Below are 18,564 nucleotides of genomic sequence, written 5' to 3' on the forward strand. Positions count from 1 at the left end.
GGTGACCAGCTAGGCGCAGCTGCTTGCGCAGCGGCACTGCGGCGCGCTTCTCGCTCGCGGCTTCGGTCGCCGGCGCAGTGTCGGTCGTCGGAACTTCGCTCATCGGATCAGCGGGCGGCGCGGCCGTCGGCCTTCCCCTTTTTAGGCGCGGCGGCGGTTGCGGTGCCGCCGTGGAGCAGCGCCTGGCCGCCATCGCCGATGATCGCGAAACCCGCCCAGTAATAGGGGTGCGAGGTCTGTTTTTCGTCCATCAGCCGCATCTGCGTCGCCCAGAGCGCATCGGCGACGCTTTCGCCCTGCCGCGCCGCGAACAGGCCGCCGATCAGCCGCTTCGTCGCGTCGAAATCGTCGGGCGCGGGCCAGTGGCTGGCGATCACCGACCGGCCGCCGGCGCCAATGAAAGCGCGGACCAGCCCGTCGAGCGCATTGCCGCCGCCGCTGGCGACGCCGGCCTCGCGCGTCGCGCTGACCGATGCGGCGCCCGCGGTGTCGCACGCCGACAGGATGACGAGGTCGGCGTCGATCTTGAGGTCGTAGATTTCCTGAAAGGTCAGCAGCCCGTCCGAATCGCTGTCGCCGAACGAGGTGACGAGCGCCGGGCGCGCCGGGCACGACGGACGCGGCGCGGTGACCAGCCCGTGGGTCGCGAAATGGATGATCCGATAGTCATCGAGGTCGGCGCGCGCCTTGACCGCGGTATCGGTAAAGGCGCCGCCGGTCAGCAGCGCCGCCGCGCGGTCGCCCATCGCGCTGCGCGCGGTGTTGAGCTCGTCGGCGGAGATCGGCCGGTTCCACTGGATCGGGTCCCAGTGGCAGCTGTCGTCGACGCCGCCCGCGGCGGCGCGGGTACCGAGCGAGGGCAGGGTGGGGCCGACCGGCTGATTCTGGCCGAGCCCGAAATACTGGTTCGCGGCGTTCGACGGCGCCGCCTGGCGCGCGTTGCGGAACGACAGCGCCGACACCGCGGTGCTGGGCCGCGTCGTCCGCCCGAGCCAGGCGATGCCGCGCATGTCGAAGGCGTCGGCCTCGGGATCATCGAGCTTCGCCTCATAGGCGGCAAGACCGGCGTCGGAGGTGATGAGCAGGTTGATCGGCAACCGCAGCATCGCGCCGTCGGGTTCGAAGATGATGTTGGCAATCGTCGGCAGGCGGTCGGCAACGGGGCCGAACAGTTTGCTATAGAGGCTGCGCGCCGTCGCGGCGTCGAACGGATAGGTCACGCGGCGGCCGTTCTCGACGATCGAGATCGTCGAGCGCACGCTGTCGACCGCGGCGTCGAGCTGCGCGGCGCTGAGGTCCGAACGCCACAGCTGCGCCCCTTTGTTGTCGATCAGCATCGCATAGACCGCATCGCCGACAACGAGCATCTTCAGATAGGCCTCGTCGGCGCGCAGCACCTGCTGCAGTTCGGCGAGGTCGAGCTTGCCCGGCGCGACGACGCGATATTGCGGATAGGCCGAGAGCGCGGCGACGGTCTCCGCCTGCTGGAAGCCCAGATTGTCCAGCCGCACCTTGAGGTCGGCGCGCAAAGCGTTGATTTCCGGCGATGCGATCATCTGCGCCAACCGCGCATCCTCGATCCGCGCGCGTTCGATATCGCGGTTCAGCGTCGTCGCCTGGCGGAACAGGCGCGAGCCTTCCTCGGTGCCGCTCGATAATTCGCGCGCCAGCACCGCCTGGGTGTCGGCGACGCCGGGGCGGACCTGGAGCTGGCTGGCGACGAAGAAGTCGGCGACCGCGGCGGGGTCGGCGGCGGCCCGCGCCGCGAGCAGGCGGTAATAGGGCGCCATCATGTTCGCCATGCCCGACGTCGAGCGCTGCGAATTCGCCAGCGTCCCGACGACGTCATGATAGATTTTCATCGCCTCGTCGTCGCGGCCCTGGCGGGTCAGGAAGGCGGCGTAGCGCGCCCGCGCCGAGGCCAGCGCATTGGTTTCGGGATATTCGACGGCCAGGGCGCTGACCGATTCGAGGAAGCGCGCGTCCGCCGCCTCCTTGTCTCCCGCCGCTTCCTCGGCGAGCGCGAGTTCGCCGAGCATCTGCGAGCGCAGCCGTACGATCGAGGTCACGCGGCCTTCGCGCACCGCCATGGCGTCGGCCAGTCCCTTGAGCTGCGCCGCCTTGGCGGCCGCGGGTTCGCCGCGCAGCCGTTCGACGGTGCCGAGCAGATGGACCGCCTGGGCGTCGATGATCTGTGCGCGTTCGAGCGGGGTCAGCCGTTCGTCGTCCGACGTCTGGCGGATGGCGCGCGCATTGCTGCCGCTGTTGACGCCCGCGACGATCTGGGGGGTCAGCGTCACCGCATCGCCCTCGACCGTGACCGCGCTGGTCAGCGGCGGGATCGGCGTGTTGAGCAGGTCGGCGGCGCCGGCGATAATCGCGCTGGTTCAGTGCATGGATCGCGCGGAAATTGCGGCGCAGACGCAACTGCACCGGGTCGGTGGTCGGGATCGCCTCGACCTCGCCGAACAGCCGCTCGGCTTCGGCGAATTCGCCGAGATTCGACTTTTGCAGCGCGCGGTTCAGGGTGAATTCGGTCGGGTCGATGTCGGCCGCCGACTGCTCTTCGAGCGCGCGGCGCGACAGCGCCTCGAAAAATTCGGCGGCCTCGGCATAGTCGCCGCTGTGATTGCGGCGATAGCCCTCGGCGAGGGCACGGTCGACGTCGATCGTGCCCGCCAGGGTGCGCGCAAAGCCGTCGTTGCCGCCGATCGACGTCGTCGCGACGTTGATCACGCCGGAGACCAGCTTGCGCTGGCGGATCGATTCGAGCGCGAGGTTCAGCGCGTCATTATAGGCGGCAAAGCCCTCGACCGCGTAGCTGGAGCGGCCGTCGCCCTCGATGCGGGTGTTCCACTGAACGTCGCTGTCCTTGACGGCGCAGCGGTCGGGAGCGGTGCAGACGATCGTGCCCGCCCGCGCGCGCTCGATGCGCGCCTGCGCGTCGGCGGGCGAGGCGCGGAGCATCCGGACATAGCCGACCGGCTGGCTCGCGTCGCGGCAGAGGATCATCCAGGCGCGGTCGAACATTCCCTCGATGACCGAATCGCGCACCGTCGCCTGGACCTCGCACAGCGATCCGCCCTTGTCGCCGATCGCGAAGCTGTCGCGCAGCGTGGGGTCGCTGCTCTGTGCCGATGCCACCGCGGGTGCGGCGGCCGCCAGCACCCCCAGAATCGACAGGAAAAACGGACGTCGAGCGGCCATGTACCCAATCCCCCAAACAAGCGCGAGGGCGCCGCGCCGGCGCGTTGCCTAGCAAGGCGCAGTCATTGTTACTGCGGTACGACCCAAATCCCGTTGGGCCGGACCCTAAACCCTTCGCATGCAAAAGGGAAGTGATCTGCGGCACAGGCGGCTTGCGCGCCTCGCGCGCCCGACCTATCTGCAAATCTCGGTTTCCAAGCCCAAGAGGATATGATGAGCGCATTCGACGACCGCGAAAAAGCATTTGAAGCGCAGTTCGCGCGCGACCAGGAGGTGCAGTTCCGCATCACCGCGCGCCGCAACCGGCTGGTCGGCGAATGGGCGGCCGAACGCATGGGACTGACCCCCGAAGAGACCGACGCCTATGCCAAGGCGGTGGTCCAGGCCGATTTCGAGGAAGCGGGCGACGAGGATGTGATCCGCAAGCTGGCGGGCGACCTCACGGCGGCCGGGGTCGAGATCAGCGACGCCGAAATCCGCTCCGCGCTGAACGACAAGGCAGTCGAGGCGCGCCGCCAGTTCATGGACAAGCAGTAAGGCCCGTCCGATGGCGATGCACGAGGCCGATCTGCAGGCGATGATCGCCGCGGCCTTTCCCGGCGCGACGGTGACGATCACCGACCTCGCGGGCGATGGCGACCATTATGCGGCGCATGTGGTCAGCGAATCCTTTCGCGGGATGACGCGCGTCGCCCAGCACAAGGCGGTGTACGCCGCGCTCGGCGGGCGCATGGGCGGCGAACTTCATGCCTTGCAATTGACCACCGGCGTTCCTTCATAGGGAGCAGATGATTTGCCGGCGCGTTTGGCGCCCCACCGGAGACGCACCATGACCGACGCCACCCATGACCGTATCGCCAAGCTGGTCGCCGACCACCCCGTCCTGCTGTTCATGAAGGGCACCCCGCTGTTCCCGCAATGCGGCTTTTCGTCGCGCGCGATCACGATGCTCGACCGCCTGGGCATCGAATATGACACCGTCGATGTGCTGCAGGACATGGAAATCCGCCAGGGCATCAAGGATTATTCCGACTGGCCGACGATTCCCCAGCTCTATGTGAAGGGCGAATTCATCGGCGGCTCCGACATCATGATGGAGATGTGGGAGGCGGGTGAACTGCACCAGCTGATGGACGGGATTCCGACGCGCGCCGAATAATCGCGGCTTTTTCCCGGCCCGGCCGGAGTGTTCCGGAAAAAGGGCGATGATGTTGTTTGCAAACGCGGGGCGGGAATGGCTGGTTTCGGGCGGGAGCGGGCGTAAGCGATCCTCCCCCAACGGGGGAGGGGGACCACCCGAAGGGTGGTGGAGGGGCACAGGAGGCATACGCGACGCCAGACCGTAAAGCCCTCATTTCTGCAACGGAGCCGTAGCGCACGACCTCACCGGCAAGGCAAACCGCCTGTGCCCCTCCACCAGCTTCGCTGGTCCCCCTCCCCGTGCCGGGGAGGATCGGCAACGTCCGCTTCCCATCCCGATCCCCACAGACCGCTCGGGTTTGCAAAGGATATGAACGCCTAAAATAGGCGACAGGGCGGTCGTCGGCCGCCCTTTTTTGCACCATGCCTAGCTTGGGCTCCCCGCCGATCCCGCCCCAACCGCCCATCTCCCACCCCCTCGCATCGACGGACTGCACGTTGGCGCCGACGAACGGCGGGAACCGGCTCTTGCCATTGTAACAATATATCATTACTGCCGCCGCGACAGTCGCCCACGAAAACAGGATACTCCCTTTCATGCGCTTGCCTTGCTCCGCCGTCTCGACCCTTGCCTTTCTGCTCGCCACTCCCGCCTTCGCGCAGAGTGCGGCGCCCCAGAGCGGCGACGACGATTTTCACACCGACGAACCGATCGTGGTCACCGCGCCCTATGTCCGCAGCCTCGACATTCTGGGCAATGTGTCGGTCGTCGAGGGCGAAAGGCTGGCGCAGGACATTCGCGGGCAGATCGGCGACAGCCTGACCCGCCAGCCCGGCGTGTCGACCAGCAGCTTCTCGCCCGGCGCCTCGCGCCCCATCCTGCGCGGTTTTTCGGGTGAGCGGGTCAGCGTGCTGGTCGACGGCCTCGGCGCGATCGACGCTTCGTCGACCTCGGCCGATCATGGCGTCAGCATCGACCCGCTGACCGCCGAGCGGATCGAGATATTGCGCGGCCCGTCGGTGCTGCTGTTTTCGAGCCAGGCGATCGGCGGCGCGGTCAATGTCTTCGACCGCCGCATTCCGCGCGGCATTCCCGAAACGCCCTTTCACATCGACGCGCTCGCCAGCTACGGCAGCGCCGCCGACGACAAGAGCATCGGCGCCTCGGTCGACGTCGCGCTCACCAAACAGTTCGTGGTCCATGTCGATGGCAATTACCGCGATTCGAACAATGTCCGCGCCGGCGGGCCGATCTATGCGCAGCCCTTGCGGCAGCACCTGCTCGATCTCGCGGCCGATGCGGCCGCGGATGGCGATGCCGACGAAGCCGCGCGGCTGACCGGCGCGGCGAACAGCCGCGGCCGCATTCCCAACAGCGCGAGCACGAGCACGAGCGCCGGCATCGGCGCCAGCTATATCAACGACGGCGGCATGCTCGGCGTTTCGTTCGGCTATCTCGAAAGCGACTATGGCATCCCGCCGCGCGCCGACCTGGGCGAGGAACCGACGATTTCGTCGCGCCAATATCGTGTCGACCTGCGGGGCGAAGTCGAACTGGGCGACGGCCTGTTCGAAAAGCTGCGGGTTCGCGGCGCTTATGGCGATTATGCCCATACCGAGTTCGACGACGGCGTACCCGGCACCACCTTCCTCAACAAGGGCATCGAGTTCCGCACCGAGCTGGCGCAGAACGATCGCGGCGGCTGGCGCGGCGCGAGCGGGGTGCAGTACAGCTTCCGCGATTTTGCGGCGATTGGCGACGAGGCCTTTTTGCCGCCGAACGAAACCACCCGGCTCGCCGCCTTTACGCTGCAGGAAAAGGAGATGGGGCCGCTGACGCTCGAAGGCGCGTTGCGCTATGAAAAATCGAACGTGAAGGCGAGCAGCATCGGCTTCGACCGCTCGTTCAATGCCTTCTCGGGCGCCGAGCGGGTTCAGCTATGCGCTCGCCGATGGCGTGAAGGCGAGTTTCTCGGTATCGCACAGCGAGCGCGCACCCTCGGCAGAGGAATTGCTCTCCGACGGCCCGCATGCCGCAACCCAGGCGTTCGAACGCGGCAACCCCGATTTCGACAAGGAAACGAGCTGGGGCGGCGAAGCCTCGCTGAAATTCTACCGCGACGGCTATTCGCTCGCCTTGACCGGCTATGCGAGCTGGTTCGACGGCTTTATCTATGAAAGCGACACCGGCCTGATCGAAGACGAGCTTCCCCTGTTCCAGTTCCGGCAGGACAAGGCGCGCACCTATGGCTTCGAGTTCGAGGGCAGCGCACCCATCGCGCAGATTGGCGGGTTCAACATCGTCGGCGATATCACCGCCGACATGACGCGCGCGAAGATCAAGGGCGGCGGCGCCGTGCCGCGCATCCCTCCGCTGCGCGTGCTCGGCGGGCTCGAAGCGCAGGGCGAACGCATCGACGCGCGCGCCGAAGTCGAATGGACGGACGATCAGAACCGCGTCACGACGTTCGAGACACCGACCAAGGGCTTCACTCTGGTCAACGCGTCGCTGACCTGGCGCCCGCTGCCCGACACGAAGAACCTGTCGCTGACGCTGGCCGCGAACAATATCTTCGACGTCGACGCCCGTCGTCACGCGAGCTTTACCAAGGACTATGTGCCGCTCGCTGGCCGCGACATCCGGATCACGGCGCGGGCGAGTTTTTAGGCTGCTGCGGTGCTGGGGTGGTCAGATCATGATCGGCTTTGAGTGACGAAGCCTGGGTTCCCGCCTTCGCGGGGACACATGGGTGCTTGATTCAAAGGCAATCACGATCTGGCTACCCGTTCCCCGTTTGCGTCCGGCTTCACTCCACCGCCAGCACGATCTTTCCGACATGCGCGCCCGCCTGCATCCGCGCATGGGCGGCGCTTGCCTCGGCGAGCGGAAAGGCCCGGTCCATCGCCGGCTTCCACGCGCCTTCGGACAGGCGCGGCCACAGCGTCCGGTGAATCTCGTCGGCGAGCGCCGCCTTGAAGTCGGCGCTGCGCGCGCGCAGCGTTGATCCGGTCAGCGTCAGGCGGCGGCGCATCACCTGGCTGATATCGATCTCGGCCTTGGCGCCGCGCTGGAAGGCGATGGTGACGTGGCGTCCGTCTTCGGCGAGGCATTCCAGGTTGCGCGGCAGATAATCGCCGCCGACCATGTCGAGCACCGCATTGACGCCCGCCCCGCCGGTGAAGGCCTTCACCGCCTCGACATAATCCTCGCTCGAATAGTCGACCGCCAGGTCGGCGCCGAGCGCGGTCGCGGCGGCGCATTTGTCGGCGCTGCCGCAGGTGACGATCACCTTGATCCCGAAAATCCCGCACAGGCCGATCGCGGTGGTGCCGATGCCGCTGGTGCCGCCATGGACGAGCACCGTCTCGCCCTCCATCACCCAGGCGCGCTCGAACAGATTGTGCCACACGGTGAAGACCGTCTCCGGCAGCGCCGCCGCCTCGGCCATCGAAAATCCGGCCGGCACCGGCAGGCAGCTTCCCGCCGGCGCGGTGCAATATTCGGCATAGCCGCCGCCCGCGACGAGCGCGCATGCCGCCTGGCCGACGGTCCCGGCGTCGCCCCCCGGACCAACCGCGACGATCGTCCCGGCGATCTCCAGCCCCGGCAGGTCGGACGCCCCCGGCGGCGGCGGGTAGAAACCCATGCGCTGCAGCACGTCGGGGCGGTTCACCCCGGCGGCCACAACGCGGATCAGCACCTCGCCTGGCCCCGGCTGCGGCACCGCGCGCGTCTCCGCGACAAGAACCTCGGGGCCGCCCGGCTCGCTTATGGCGATGGCGGTCATGCTGTCCGGCACGCTGGTCACGTTGTTGTCCCCCTGCTTCCCACAGGGCGCTTATTGACAGCGCGGGGCGGCGGGTCAACAGTCCGCCGCCGATAAAGAGGAGGCCCGGTGCGATGGACGACGAAGACCTTCCCCGCCGCCGCGACGATGTGCTGGCGGCGCTGACCCGACAGCCGCTCGATCCGCTGTCGGTCGACGAACTGAACGACCGTATCGCGGTGCTGGAAAGCGAGATCGAGCGCACCCGAAAACACCGCGACGCCGCGGGCGCCTTCAAGATGAGCGCGGAGGCGCTGTTCCGGAAAGGGTAGATCGTCTCCCGACCATGTGGCCCCGCCTACTCGGCCTCGGTGCTCAGCCCCAGCTCGGGAATGCCGATCGAGCGCCGCCCGCCGAAATCGGAGCGCACGACGATCGCGCCCTGCTTTTCCATATAGTCGACCAGCCGCCGGATGCGCCCCGGCGAGCGGCTGCCATAGGCGCGGCCCAATATCTCGTCGCCGGGGCAGGGTTCGCCGTCCATCGCCGCGCGCGCGATCTGGAGAAAGGGGGCGATCATCTCCTCGGGCAAGCGTCCCGCGACCGCCAGCGCCTCGCGCCAGCGCGGCTCGGCCGGGTCGAACACCCCGCCCTTCGCCAGGGCGAAGCGGCGGCGGAAGGCCACGAGGTCAAGCGGCACCGCCTTCAGCTTCTGCATCCGGCAGCGCACCGAAAAATCCTGATAGAGGAGGGCTTCAGCCTGGAAGGCGCAGTCGGGGTCGGCCAGCATCTCCTCCAGCGTGGCGATCACCACCGCATCGCTGTGCCCGGCCTCCTCGGCCGCCGCGACGATGTCGAGCACCGGCGGCGCATGGCTGTCTTCGAGCGGCGCGTCCCGCGCCGCGATGCGTTCAAGCAGTTCGTCCGCCGCCACCGGTTCGGGCTGGGGCGCGAAGGCGCGCGGCGTCAGCCGGCGCCTCCGTCTCGGTGAACAGCATCGAGCGCATGTCGGCGCCGCGCGCGTCGGGCAGCGGCATCAGGCTGTGCGTCCCCATCCGGGTCGCGGTCCGCGTCGCGCCGATGCGCACGGCAAGCGGGCGCCGCGAGATGGCGGGGCCGAGCCCCAGGAAATGCCCGCGTTCGAGGTCGCGGATTTGCTCCGCCTGCCGCCGTTCCATGCCGAGCAGGTCGGCGGCGCGCGCCATGTCGATGTCGAGGAAGGTGCGCCCCATCAGGAAATTGCTCGCCTCGGCGGCGACATTCTTGGCGAGCTTCGCGAGCCGCTGCGTCGCGATCGCGCCCGCCAGTCCCCTCTTGCGGCCGCGGCACATCAGGTTGGTCATCGCCGACAGGCTGGCGCGGCGGACATTGTCGGCGACGTCGCCCGACACGCTCGGCGCGAACATCTGCGCCTCGTCGACCACGACCAGCGCCGGAAACCAATGCTCGCGCGGCGCATCGAACAGCGCGTTCAGAAAGGCGGCGGCACAAGTCATCTGCGCCTCGATATCGAGCGATTCGAGGCTGAGCACGACCGAGGCGCGATGCGCGCGGATGCGCGCGCCCATCGCCGCGATCTCGCGCTCGTTATAGTCGCCGCCGTTGATCACGACATGGCTGTAGGCATCGGCGAGCGTCACGAAATCGCCCTCGGGGTCGATCACGATCTGCTGCACCAGCGCGGCGCTTTCCTCGAGGATGCGGCGCAGCAGGTGCGATTTGCCCGACCCCGAATTGCCCTGCACGAGCAAGCGCGTCGCGAGCAGTTCCTGCACGTCGATGCGCACGCCCTGCCCGGCGCCGTCGGTCCCGATGTCGATGCTCGTCTTCATGCCTGTCTCACCGCCGCCGCCCTATCGGGCGGCATGGGGAATGACAACGGGGCGACTTTTCGAACAGTCCGATTTTCAGTAGGGCACCGCCATGGATTTCGATGACCAGCTGGACCGCTATTTCGGCACCACCGACGTGGCGGCCATCCACCCCGAGGCGCTCGCCGCCGACGCCGAGCGGATGCGCGTCGATTTCGGCCTCGAAACCAACCCCGGCCGCCGCTTCGCGCTGTGGGCGCTGATGTATATGCTGGGCGTCGCGCCCGACCTCGACGTGGCGTTCAAGGACGCGGGCGAACGCGATTTGGCGCGCGATTTCATGGATATGGTCGACCGGGCGGAAGAGCGTTGAGTTCGGCTGCTGAACGTTAGCGTCTTTCCGACGTTGATTGATGCCTATCTGAAGCCCCTCCCCTGAAGGGGGGGTGATTCCATCCGAAACGGAAAGGCTCTAATGCGCATCCTTTGGCGCGGGGTCGCCGATCGGCGGGGGTTTGCAGAAGGGGACCATTAGCAGCGCGGCGAGGAAGAAGTAGGACATCAGGCGGAAGACATCGTCGAAGGCGAGCGTCAGCGCCTCGCGGCTGACGAGGCGGCCGAGCGTGCCCTCGGCCATCCGCTGCGCGACCGCCGGGTCCGACACATAACGCCCGATATGCTGCGCCAGCCCCGCCGCGACTTCGTTCGCGGTCTCGGCCGAGCGGCCCAGCGCTTCGGAGAGGCGCAGCGCATGGAGCCGCATATTGTCGCCAAGCCAGGTGTTGACGAGCGCAATGCCGATCGCGCCGCCGAGGTTGCGCATCAGGTTGAACAGCCCCGAGGCATAGCGTAGCTCCGCCCCCTCGAAATTGCCCAGCGCCAACCCGACCGAGGGCACGATGCACAGCATGATCGCGAAGCTGCGCACGACCTGCGGCCAGAAGAGGGCGGCGAAGCCCCAATCGGGGGTCATGAAGCTGAACATCCACAGGCCGATGGCGAAGAGGCTGAGGCCGAAGGTGATGACGATGCGCGGATCGACGCGCTGCGACAGCGCGGCGGCGATGGGCACGCCGAGCAGTTGCGCGATGCCGGCGACGAACACCGTCGTCCCGATCTCCGAGGCGTTATACCCCTGTACCCGGCCGAGGAAGATCGGGATCAGATAGGTGCTGGCATAAAGGCCGAAACCGATCACGAGGTTGAACACGCAGGCGAAGGCGAAGGTCGGCTTGCGGAACGGCGACAGCTTCACGATCGGCCCCGCCGAGCGGAACGAGCGTTCGAGGAACAGGCCGAAGGCGACGAGCGACACCCAGGCCGCGACCGCGATCGACGGTTCGCCGAACCAGTCGTGCTTCGGTCCTTCCTCGAGCACATATTCGAGACCGGCGAGGAAGATCGCCATCGAGGCGAGATGCACCCAGTCGATCCGGCGCAGCATCGACAGGTCCGCCTTGTCCACGCGCACCAGCGCGACGATCGCGAGCGTCACCGCGGCGCCCGGCACGACATTGATGAAAAAGACCCAGCGCCATCCCATCGCGTCGGTGATCCAGCCGCCGACCGTCGGCCCCAGCGTCGGCGCGAGCACCGACACCATGCCGAGGATCGCGGGGATCATCGCCCGCTGCTTGCCCTGGAACAGCATGTAGCCGGTCGCGAACACGGTCGGGATCATCGCGCCGCCGACGAAGCCTTGCACGGCGCGGAACAGGATCATCGATTCGATACTCCACGCGAGCCCGCACGCCATGCTCGCGACGGTGAACAGCCCCGCCGACGCCGCGAACAGCCAGCGCGTCGACAAGGCCTGCGCGAGGAAGGCGGAGAAAGGGATCATGACGAGCTCGGCCATCAGATAGGCGGTCTGCACCCAGCTGATCTCGTCGGGTCCCGCGCTGAGTCCCGCCTGCACCTCGTTGAGCGAGGCGGCGACGATCTGGATGTCGATGAGCGCCATGAACTGGCCGAACGCCATTACCGCGAAGATCAGATATTTGCGCGCATTGGTCAGGCCCGCCGGGTCGAACGGCGCGTCGTCGCTCTTGGGGGCCGACGCGGGGCCTTGCCCGGCGGAGAGGGGAATCGATGCCATCGGGCTTGTGTCCTGCTGTCATTATATTATATGCATCATATAAAGGAGACCGCAAGTGCGCTATTCGAGCGAGCATAAGGCCGAGACACGCGCCCGCGTGCTGAAGGAGGCCGCGAAGGAAATCCGGGCGAAGGGCCCCGACAATGTCGCTGTCGCCGGCATCATGGCGCGCGCGGGACTGACGCACGGCGGCTTCTATGCCCATTTCCAGTCGAAGGACGCGCTGGTCGGCGAAGCGATCGGGACGATGTTCGCCGATGCGCGCGCGCGCACCGAGCGGATCGATGCCGACGGTGATCCGCGCGCGGTGCTGCGCGCCTATGTCGATTTCTACCTCTCGCCCGCGCACCGCGACAGCCGCGACCGGGGCTGTCCGCTGCCGACATTGTCGGGCGATTTCGCGCGCGCCGAACCGGCAACGCGCGAGCGGTTCGGGGCGGGGGTGGTCGGCATCGCCTCGCGCCTCGCGGTGCCGCTGGCGGCGCTGGGTTACGCCGATGCCGAGGCCGAATCGCGTGCGTTGCTCGCGCAGCTGGTGGGCGGGGTCGCGCTGGCCCGCGCGGTCGGCGATCCGGCGCTGTCCGACGCGATGCTCGCCGACACCCACGCCAGCATCGTGGCGCGCTACGGGCTGGAGGCGGCGCGATGACGCTCGCCAAGGTGCGGGGGCTGATCGCGAGCGGCGGGCGGCCGCCGATCGGCCATACGCTGGGTTTCCAGCTCGTCGACGCGGGCGATGGCTGGGCGGCGTTCGAGGGCGTGCCGGGACCCGAACATTATAATCCGATGGGGATCGTCCATGGCGGCTATGCCGCGACCCTGCTCGATTCCGCCTGCGGAATAGCCGTGGTCACCAAGCTTGCCGACGACCAGGCGATGACGACGCTCGAACTCAAGACCTCCTATCTGAAGGCGATGACCGACAAGACCGGCAAGGTGCGCGCCGAGGGGCATGTCATCTCGGTCGGCTGGCGCGTCGCCTATGTCGAGGCGAGGCTGACCGATGCGGCGGGGCGGCTCTATGCGACCGCGACCTCGACCCTGCTGGTGATCCAGCAATGAACGCGCAGAGTCCGATCGCCGCCGAGGCGGAGGTGCCGGTGGGCGAGGGAAAGCGTCGCCGCTTCGCGCTGCCGAAAAAGGCCTGGAAAGTGGCGCTGATCGCCCTGGCCGTCGCGGCGGCGGGCATTTGGTGGCTGACCTCGCCGCGCACCGCGGAATCGACCGACAATGCCTATCTGCAGGCCGATTCGAGCAATGTCGCGCCCAAGGTCGGCGGGCTGGTCGCGGCGGTGCTGGTGCGGGACAATCAGGCGGTGAAGGCGGGCGACCCGCTCGTGCGTATCGATGCCAAGGATTATGACGCGCGGCTGCAATCGGCCGAAGCCGCCGTTGCCGACGCCGATGCGCAGGTCGCGACGGCGAGGGCGGCGCTGGCGGCGCTCGGCGCCGACGAGCGGCTCGCGGCGGCGCGGATCAGGGCGGCGGGCACGCAGATCGCCGCCGCCGATGCCGAGGCTTATCGCGCATCCGCGGACCTCAAACGCTATGACGCGCTGCTCGTCGATGGCTTCGTGACGCGGCGCGACGCCGATCAGGTGCGTGCGACCGCGGTCGGCGCGGCGTCGGCGGCGCAGCGTTCGCGCGCCGACCTCGGCACCAGCCAGGAACAGGCGGCGGTGACGCGGGCGCGCCGTCCGGTGCTGCTGGCGCAGGTGCAAGCGGCCGAGGCGGCGGCCCTGAAGGCGCGCGCTGCGTTGACGCTGGCGAAACAGGACCGGGGCCATGCGCTGATCCGCGCGCCGATCTCGGGCGTCGTCGGCAACCGGCAGGTGCAGGTCGGCGACTATGTCCAGCCGGGCTCGCGGCTGCTGACTTTGGTGCCGATAAGGTCGGTCTATGTCGTCGCCAATTTCAAGGAGACGCAGACGCATGCGATGCGTCCGGGGCAGAAGGCCGAGGTCTATGTCGATGCGCTGGGCGAGACGCTGACCGGCACCGTCGAAAGCCTTGCGCCGGGGTCGGCGAGCGAGTTCACGCTGCTGCCGTTCGAGCCCGGGTCGGGCAATTTCACCAAGATCGTCCAGCGCGTCGGGGTGCGCATCCGGCTCGATCCCGGGCAGGCGGCGCTGGCGCAGCTCCGGCCCGGCCTGTCGGTGACCGCCAAGGTGCGGCTGCGCAACTGACCGCCGCATTCGGCTCGGTTCACCGCAAACCATGTTAACGATGTAAATTTTGCCTTGACCCGATCGCGGCCGGACGCCAATGTTGACGTCGGTAACATTGGATTGCGAAAGGATGGGTCATGCGGACCTTGCTCTATGCCCTGGGGCCGATGCTGTTCGATTCGCTCGGCATTATCGTCTTCGCCGTGCTGCTCGCCGCCGGGGCAGGCATCGTTCCGGCCACAATCGCCGGAACCGTCGTCGCCATCGGGGTCGTCGGGTACGAACTGGGGCGGGGCCACAGGGTCGCGGCGCTCCAGTGGATCAGCCTGGCGTCGGTCCTGCTCACCGCCGCTGCGACCTTGCTGACCGGCGACCCGCGCTTCGTGATGGCGAAGCCGACGATCGTCTATCTGATCGTCGGCACGGTGATGCTCCGCCGCGGCTGGCTCAACCGCTATATTCCGCCCGCACAACTGGCGCTGGTCGGCGATGTGATGGACCGGTTCGGCATGATCTGGTCGGCGATGATGTTCGCCAGCGCTGCGCTCAACCTGATCGTCGCGCTGCTTTTCACCGCATGGTGGCCGCTGTTCATCGGCGTCTTTCCGCTGGCGTCGAAATTCGGCCTGTTCGCGATCCATGTCGCGACGGTGCATGTCATCGGCCAGGCGCGGCTGCGCCGCCGCGCCGGAGAGCTTCAGCCCGCCGAATAGAAGCCCGTGTTCCCCGGCGAAAGCCGGGGCCCATGCTCCCCTGGCGCCGCACCATCTGGACCCCGGCTTTCGCCGGGGAACATTATTCGGCGTCGAGGCCGTAGGCGGTGTGCAGCACGCGCACCGCGAGCTCGGTTTCGTCCTCGTCGATCAGCACGCTGACCTTGATCTCGCTGGTCGAGATCGCCTGGATGTTGATCCCCCGGTCCGCCAGTGCGCGGAACATCGTGCTGGCGACGCCCGCGTGGCTCTTCATGCCGACGCCGACGACGCTGATCTTGGCGATCTTGTCGTCGCTGATGATGCGGTTGAACCCGATCTTGTCCTTCGCGCCCTCGAGCAGGTCGATCGAGCGCAGGAGGTCGGTCTGCGGCACCGTGAAGGTCACGTCGGTCTCGCCCTTGTCGCGGCCGACGTTCTGGATGATCATGTCGACGTTGATCCCGGCGGCGGCGAGCGGGCCGAAGATCGTCGCGACGGCGCCCGGCCGGTCGGGGACGCGGGTGACGATGATCTTCGCTTCATTCTTGTCGTGGGCGATGCCGGTGATCAGCTGCCGTTCCATCTGATGTTCCTCTATTTCCTCGTCGCTGACGATCATCGTGCCTCTGGCGGGGGCTTCGTCGCCCTCGACGAAGCTAGAGAGCACCTGCACGCGCACGCCTTCTTTCATCGCCAGGCCGACCGAGCGCGTCTGCAGCACCTTGGCGCCGACGCTCGCGAGCTCGAGCATTTCCTCATAGGTCACATAGTCGAGCTTGCGCGCGCGCGAGACGATGCGCGGGTCGGTGGTGTAGACGCCGTCGACGTCGGTGTAGATGTCGCAGCGGTCGGCCTTCACCGCCGCTGCGACCGCAACCGCGCTGGTGTCCGACCCGCCGCGGCCGAGCGTCGCAACGCGGCCGTCGTCCATCATGCCCTGGAAACCGGGGATCACCGCGACCTCGCCGCGCGCCATCGCGGCGCCGAGCGCGCCGGTGTCGATGTCGGCGATGCGCGCGCGGGCGTGCGCTTCCTCGGTCCGGATCGGGAGCTGCCAGCCGAGCCAACTGCGCGCCGGGGTGCCCATGGCTTGAAGGGTCAGCGCCAGCAGGCCCGACGTGACCTGTTCGCCGACGGCGACGACGACATCATATTCGGCGGGGTCGTAGCGCGGGTTCGCCTCGCGGCAGAAATTGACGAGCCGGTCGGTCTCGCCCGCCATCGCCGAGACGACGACGGCGACCTCGTTGCCGTTCGCGACCTCGCGCGCGACGAGCTTCGCGACGGTGCGGATTCTGTTCGGTGCCCGCCATCGACGTGCCCCCGAATTTCATCACGATCCGCGCCATTTCGCCCCGCTTTCAAGAAACTGGTTTCCACCGCAACATTCGTACAATTTCGCGGCGCTCGGCTGTTAGGGAAGGGGGCGGGGGAAGGCAAGGCCGGCTGTCGTCTGCCGCGGATAGAATTTCTTGCGCCCGCGATGCCGTGGTGCCACATCGCGGGGCATGAGCGCCGCCACGATCAACCCGAACGAAGCCGCCCATTTCGGCGCCCTCGCCGCCGACTGGTGGGACCCGCACGGCTCGTCGGCGATGCTGCACAAGCTCAATCCGGTGCGGCTGGCGTATATCCGCGGTCGGATCGACGCGCATTGGCACGGCGACGCGCGCGCGCGGCATCCGCTGCGCGACAAAAGCGCGCTCGACGTCGGCTGCGGCGCGGGGCTGCTCGCCGAGCCGCTGGCGCGGATGGGGGCCGATGTGACCGGCGTCGATGCCGCGCCCGAAAATATCGCGGCGGCGCAGAGCCATGCGGCGGGGCAGGGGTTGAACATTGCTTATTTCGCGGGGGAGTTGGCCGATCTGCCTCCGGGCAAGTTCGACCTCGTCACCTCGATGGAGGTCGTCGAGCATGTCAGCGACCCCGCGGCCTTCATCGGCCAGCTCGCGGCGCGGCTCGCGGCCGGCGGGCTGATGATCCTGTCGACCCCCAATCGCACCGCGCTGTCGAAGCTGCTGCTTGTCGAGGCCGCCGAGCGCATCGGCGCGGTGCCGCGCGGGACGCACGACTGGGACCGGTTTCTAAAGCCCGAGGAGCTGACGGGACTGATCGAGGATGCGGGTCTGGAGGTGATCGACCGCACCGGCCTGTCGCCGTCGCCCGCGCGGGGCTTCAAGCTCGGCGGCAACGAGGCGATGAACTATCTGGTCGCGGCGCGGTGGCCGGGGTGAAAGGCCGCGACCCGCGCGTAGATGCCTATATCGCGAAGGCGCAGCCCTTTGCGCAGCCGATCCTGACCCATTTGCGCGACCTGGTGCATCGCGAGCTTCCCGATGTCGAGGAAGCGATCAAATGGAGCATGCCCGCCTTCATTCTGGGCGGCAGCCCGCTCGCCAATATGGCGGCGTTCAAGGCCCACGCCGTCTTCGGTTTCTGGCGCCATGCCGAAGTGACGGGAACGGCGGAGCGCGCGGGGGCGATGGGAAGTCTCGGCCGATTGACCGGCCTCGGCGACCTGCCGGCGGATGCCGAACTGGCCGCGCTGATCGCGAAGGCCGCCCGCCTGATCCGCGACAAGGTGCCCGATCCGCGCCGTGCGGCGGCCAGGTCCAAAAAGCCCGAAGCCGAAGTGCCGCTGCGGCACTCGCCGGGGCGCTGGCGGCGAATCCGGCGGCGCGCAAGACATGGGGCGGTTTCGCGCCGAGCCATCGCCGCGAATATTGCGAATGGGTGGCCGAAGCGAAGCGCGAGGAAACCCGTGACAAGCGCGTCGCGCAGGCGATCTTATGGATCGCCGAGGGCAAGGACCGGAACTGGAAATATAAGAGCTGCTGATTTCCTCGCGCGTCATTGCGAGCGAAGCGAAGCAATCCAGGGCGGTTTACGCGGGCTCTGGATTGCCGCGTCGCTTTGCTCCTCGCAATGACGAGGCTTAGAAGTCGACGTCTTCGTAATATTTCGGCGGCGTCACGATTTCCATCCGTTCGGCCAGAAGGGGGCGAAAGCTGGGGCGGGACTTGAGGCCCGCATACCATCCTTTCGTCTGCTCGTGCCCCGTCCAGTCGATGCCGCCGAGATAGTCGGCGACCGAGATATGCGCCGCCGCGGCTAGGTCGGCGAGGCTCATCGTCGCGCTCGGCGAGCCAGGTGCGGTGGTCGATCAGATAATCGACATAGTCGAGATGCTGGTTCGCCGCCTTCATCGCCTCGCGCAGAGCGCCGCCGTCGGGGGGTTGGCGGTGGACGATGCGCTTCTGCATGCGCTCGAAGAGGAGGGGACCGGTGACCTCATAATAGAAGTCCTGGTCGAACCAGGCGGTCAGGCGGCGGATTTCGGCGCGATTGGCGGCGGTGCCGTTGATCATCGCCTTGCCCTCGACCGTTTCCTCGAAATATTCGGCGATCGCATTGCTGTCGATCAGCACTTGGCCGCGCGCGCTGTCGACCATCACCGGCGTCCGCCCGGCGGGGTTCAGGTCGATGAATTCGTCGCGGCGCTCCCACGGCGATTCGCGCACGAGGTCGTAGCCGACGCCCTTTTCGCCGAGCAGGAGGCGGATCTTGCGCGAGAAGGGGCAGAGCGGAAATTGGTAAAGTTGCCACATGGCGTCGGCATAGCGGCAGCGGGCCGCGACGCGCAACGGCTATGGTGCGATGCGGCGTTCGGGCCTGTGG

16 protein-coding genes and 5 pseudogenes are annotated in these 18,564 nt (G+C 67.7%); 14 read left to right on the forward strand and 7 right to left on the reverse strand.

Annotated elements, in window-relative coordinates; genetic code table 11:
• Positions 1-107: 107 nt before the first annotated feature.
• Complete coding sequence (locus N0A20_RS02160; protein WP_312846628.1) at positions 108-1,862, reverse strand: CHAT domain-containing protein; 1,755 nt, start codon at positions 1,860-1,862, stop codon at positions 108-110.
• A complete protein-coding gene (locus tag N0A20_RS02165; protein ID WP_260582391.1) occupies positions 1,846-3,207 on the reverse strand; it encodes a hypothetical protein in 1,362 nt (453 codons plus the stop codon). The genes N0A20_RS02160 and N0A20_RS02165 overlap by 17 nt, the downstream gene beginning before the upstream one ends.
• A gap of 213 nt (positions 3,208-3,420) precedes the next feature.
• Between N0A20_RS02165 and N0A20_RS02170 the strand changes: the two genes are divergently transcribed.
• The 5 genes and pseudogenes from N0A20_RS02170 to N0A20_RS02190 all read left to right on the forward strand — a co-directional run bounded on the left by N0A20_RS02170 (position 3,421) and on the right by N0A20_RS02190 (position 7,015).
• Positions 3,421-3,744, forward strand: a complete 324-nt coding sequence (locus tag N0A20_RS02170) for a DUF1476 domain-containing protein (RefSeq protein ID WP_260582392.1) — start codon at positions 3,421-3,423, stop codon at positions 3,742-3,744.
• A gap of 10 nt (positions 3,745-3,754) precedes the next feature.
• Entirely contained in the window at positions 3,755-3,988 is a 234-nt protein-coding gene (locus tag N0A20_RS02175; RefSeq protein WP_260582393.1) for a BolA family transcriptional regulator, read from the forward strand.
• A gap of 48 nt (positions 3,989-4,036) precedes the next feature.
• Complete coding sequence (gene grxD, locus N0A20_RS02180; RefSeq protein ID WP_260582394.1) at positions 4,037-4,366, forward strand: Grx4 family monothiol glutaredoxin; 330 nt, start codon at positions 4,037-4,039, stop codon at positions 4,364-4,366.
• A 578-nt stretch (positions 4,367-4,944) separates the two neighbouring features.
• Positions 4,945-5,343 (forward strand): annotated as a pseudogene (locus N0A20_RS02185) (TonB-dependent receptor plug domain-containing protein); the annotation flags it as partial.
• A 913-nt stretch (positions 5,344-6,256) separates the two neighbouring features.
• Positions 6,257-7,015, forward strand: a complete 759-nt coding sequence (locus N0A20_RS02190; protein ID WP_260582395.1) for a TonB-dependent receptor — start codon at positions 6,257-6,259, stop codon at positions 7,013-7,015.
• 139 nt (positions 7,016-7,154) lie between these two features.
• On the opposite strand, the gene N0A20_RS02195 is transcribed toward N0A20_RS02190, so the two are convergent.
• On the reverse strand, positions 7,155-8,156 hold the full coding sequence (locus tag N0A20_RS02195) for an NAD(P)H-quinone oxidoreductase (RefSeq protein ID WP_260582396.1): 1,002 nt from the start codon (positions 8,154-8,156) through the stop codon (positions 7,155-7,157).
• Positions 8,157-8,248: 92 nt separating this feature from the next.
• Here N0A20_RS02195 and N0A20_RS02200 point away from each other — a divergent pair, with 92 nt between their 5' ends.
• Positions 8,249-8,446: a DUF1192 domain-containing protein gene (locus N0A20_RS02200; RefSeq protein WP_260582397.1), complete on the forward strand. Its 198-nt coding sequence runs from the start codon at positions 8,249-8,251 to the stop codon at positions 8,444-8,446.
• A gap of 26 nt (positions 8,447-8,472) precedes the next feature.
• Here the strand turns inward: N0A20_RS02200 and N0A20_RS02205 are convergent.
• Positions 8,473-9,946: pseudogene (locus tag N0A20_RS02205) on the reverse strand (helicase HerA domain-containing protein).
• 91 nt (positions 9,947-10,037) lie between these two features.
• Between N0A20_RS02205 and N0A20_RS02210 the strand changes: the two are divergent.
• Positions 10,038-10,298 (forward strand): hypothetical protein, encoded by a 261-nt coding sequence (locus tag N0A20_RS02210; RefSeq protein WP_260582398.1) that lies wholly within the window; start codon positions 10,038-10,040, stop codon positions 10,296-10,298.
• A 99-nt stretch (positions 10,299-10,397) separates the two neighbouring features.
• Here N0A20_RS02210 and N0A20_RS02215 read toward each other — a convergent pair whose 3' ends face one another.
• The gene (locus N0A20_RS02215) at positions 10,398-12,023 is read right to left on the reverse strand and encodes a DHA2 family efflux MFS transporter permease subunit (protein ID WP_260582400.1); all 1,626 of its coding nucleotides are present in this window, start codon (positions 12,021-12,023) and stop codon (positions 10,398-10,400) included.
• A gap of 55 nt (positions 12,024-12,078) precedes the next feature.
• Here N0A20_RS02215 and N0A20_RS02220 point away from each other — a divergent pair, with 55 nt between their 5' ends.
• The 4 genes from N0A20_RS02220 (at position 12,079) to N0A20_RS02235 (ending at position 14,904) form a co-directional block, all read left to right on the forward strand.
• Entirely contained in the window at positions 12,079-12,672 is a 594-nt protein-coding gene (locus tag N0A20_RS02220) for a TetR/AcrR family transcriptional regulator (protein ID WP_260582401.1), read from the forward strand.
• Positions 12,669-13,085, forward strand: coding sequence for a PaaI family thioesterase (locus tag N0A20_RS02225; protein ID WP_260582403.1), 417 nt, complete (start codon positions 12,669-12,671; stop codon positions 13,083-13,085). The genes N0A20_RS02220 and N0A20_RS02225 overlap by 4 nt, the downstream gene beginning before the upstream one ends.
• Positions 13,082-14,209, forward strand: a complete 1,128-nt coding sequence (locus N0A20_RS02230; RefSeq protein WP_260582405.1) for an HlyD family secretion protein — start codon at positions 13,082-13,084, stop codon at positions 14,207-14,209. The genes N0A20_RS02225 and N0A20_RS02230 overlap by 4 nt, the downstream gene beginning before the upstream one ends.
• A gap of 119 nt (positions 14,210-14,328) precedes the next feature.
• The gene (locus N0A20_RS02235) at positions 14,329-14,904 is read left to right on the forward strand and encodes an inner membrane-spanning protein YciB (RefSeq protein WP_260582406.1); all 576 of its coding nucleotides are present in this window, start codon (positions 14,329-14,331) and stop codon (positions 14,902-14,904) included.
• A gap of 82 nt (positions 14,905-14,986) precedes the next feature.
• Here the strand turns inward: N0A20_RS02235 and N0A20_RS02240 are convergent.
• A pseudogene (locus N0A20_RS02240) lies at positions 14,987-16,235 on the reverse strand (aspartate kinase).
• A 159-nt stretch (positions 16,236-16,394) separates the two neighbouring features.
• On the opposite strand from N0A20_RS02240, the gene ubiG reads away from it, so the two are divergent.
• The 3 genes and pseudogenes from ubiG to N0A20_RS19950 all read left to right on the forward strand — a co-directional run bounded on the left by ubiG (position 16,395) and on the right by N0A20_RS19950 (position 17,724).
• The gene (gene ubiG / locus N0A20_RS02245; protein ID WP_260582408.1) at positions 16,395-17,120 is read left to right on the forward strand and encodes a bifunctional 2-polyprenyl-6-hydroxyphenol methylase/3-demethylubiquinol 3-O-methyltransferase UbiG; all 726 of its coding nucleotides are present in this window, start codon (positions 16,395-16,397) and stop codon (positions 17,118-17,120) included.
• A pseudogene (locus N0A20_RS19945) lies at positions 17,117-17,386 on the forward strand (DUF1801 domain-containing protein); the annotation flags it as partial. The gene ubiG and the pseudogene N0A20_RS19945, both read left to right, overlap by 4 nt.
• A 158-nt stretch (positions 17,387-17,544) precedes the next feature.
• Entirely contained in the window at positions 17,545-17,724 is a 180-nt protein-coding gene (locus tag N0A20_RS19950) for a YdeI/OmpD-associated family protein (RefSeq protein WP_312846629.1), read from the forward strand.
• 97 nt (positions 17,725-17,821) lie between these two features.
• Here the strand turns inward: N0A20_RS19950 and N0A20_RS02255 are convergent.
• Positions 17,822-18,494: pseudogene (locus N0A20_RS02255) on the reverse strand (glutathione S-transferase family protein).
• Positions 18,495-18,564: the final 70 nt, after the last annotated feature.

Origin of the sequence: Sphingopyxis sp. PET50 (assembly GCF_025244705.1) — a bacterium.
Classification (GTDB): domain Bacteria; phylum Pseudomonadota; class Alphaproteobacteria; order Sphingomonadales; family Sphingomonadaceae; genus Sphingopyxis.

What these genes read in the sequence shown, in the direction of transcription:
- N0A20_RS02165 (WP_260582391.1), bottom strand. Translation starts at nt 3,207, where the DNA reads ATGGCCGCTCGACGTCCGTTTTTCCTGTCGATTCTGGGGGTGCTGGCG.
- N0A20_RS02215 (WP_260582400.1), bottom strand. Translation starts at nt 12,023, where the DNA reads ATGGCATCGATTCCCCTCTCCGCCGGGCAAGGCCCCGCGTCGGCCCCC.
- grxD (WP_260582394.1), top strand. Translation starts at nt 4,037, where the DNA reads ATGACCGACGCCACCCATGACCGTATCGCCAAGCTGGTCGCCGACCAC.
- N0A20_RS02225 (WP_260582403.1), top strand. Translation starts at nt 12,669, where the DNA reads ATGACGCTCGCCAAGGTGCGGGGGCTGATCGCGAGCGGCGGGCGGCCG.
- N0A20_RS02235 (WP_260582406.1), top strand. Translation starts at nt 14,329, where the DNA reads ATGCGGACCTTGCTCTATGCCCTGGGGCCGATGCTGTTCGATTCGCTC.
- N0A20_RS02175 (WP_260582393.1), top strand. Translation starts at nt 3,755, where the DNA reads ATGGCGATGCACGAGGCCGATCTGCAGGCGATGATCGCCGCGGCCTTT.
- N0A20_RS02230 (WP_260582405.1), top strand. Translation starts at nt 13,082, where the DNA reads ATGAACGCGCAGAGTCCGATCGCCGCCGAGGCGGAGGTGCCGGTGGGC.
- N0A20_RS02170 (WP_260582392.1), top strand. Translation starts at nt 3,421, where the DNA reads ATGAGCGCATTCGACGACCGCGAAAAAGCATTTGAAGCGCAGTTCGCG.
- N0A20_RS02200 (WP_260582397.1), top strand. Translation starts at nt 8,249, where the DNA reads ATGGACGACGAAGACCTTCCCCGCCGCCGCGACGATGTGCTGGCGGCG.
- ubiG (WP_260582408.1), top strand. Translation starts at nt 16,395, where the DNA reads ATGAGCGCCGCCACGATCAACCCGAACGAAGCCGCCCATTTCGGCGCC.
- N0A20_RS02190 (WP_260582395.1), top strand. Translation starts at nt 6,257, where the DNA reads ATGCCTTCTCGGGCGCCGAGCGGGTTCAGCTATGCGCTCGCCGATGGC.
- N0A20_RS02160 (WP_312846628.1), bottom strand. Translation starts at nt 1,862, where the DNA reads ATGAAAATCTATCATGACGTCGTCGGGACGCTGGCGAATTCGCAGCGC.
- N0A20_RS02210 (WP_260582398.1), top strand. Translation starts at nt 10,038, where the DNA reads ATGGATTTCGATGACCAGCTGGACCGCTATTTCGGCACCACCGACGTG.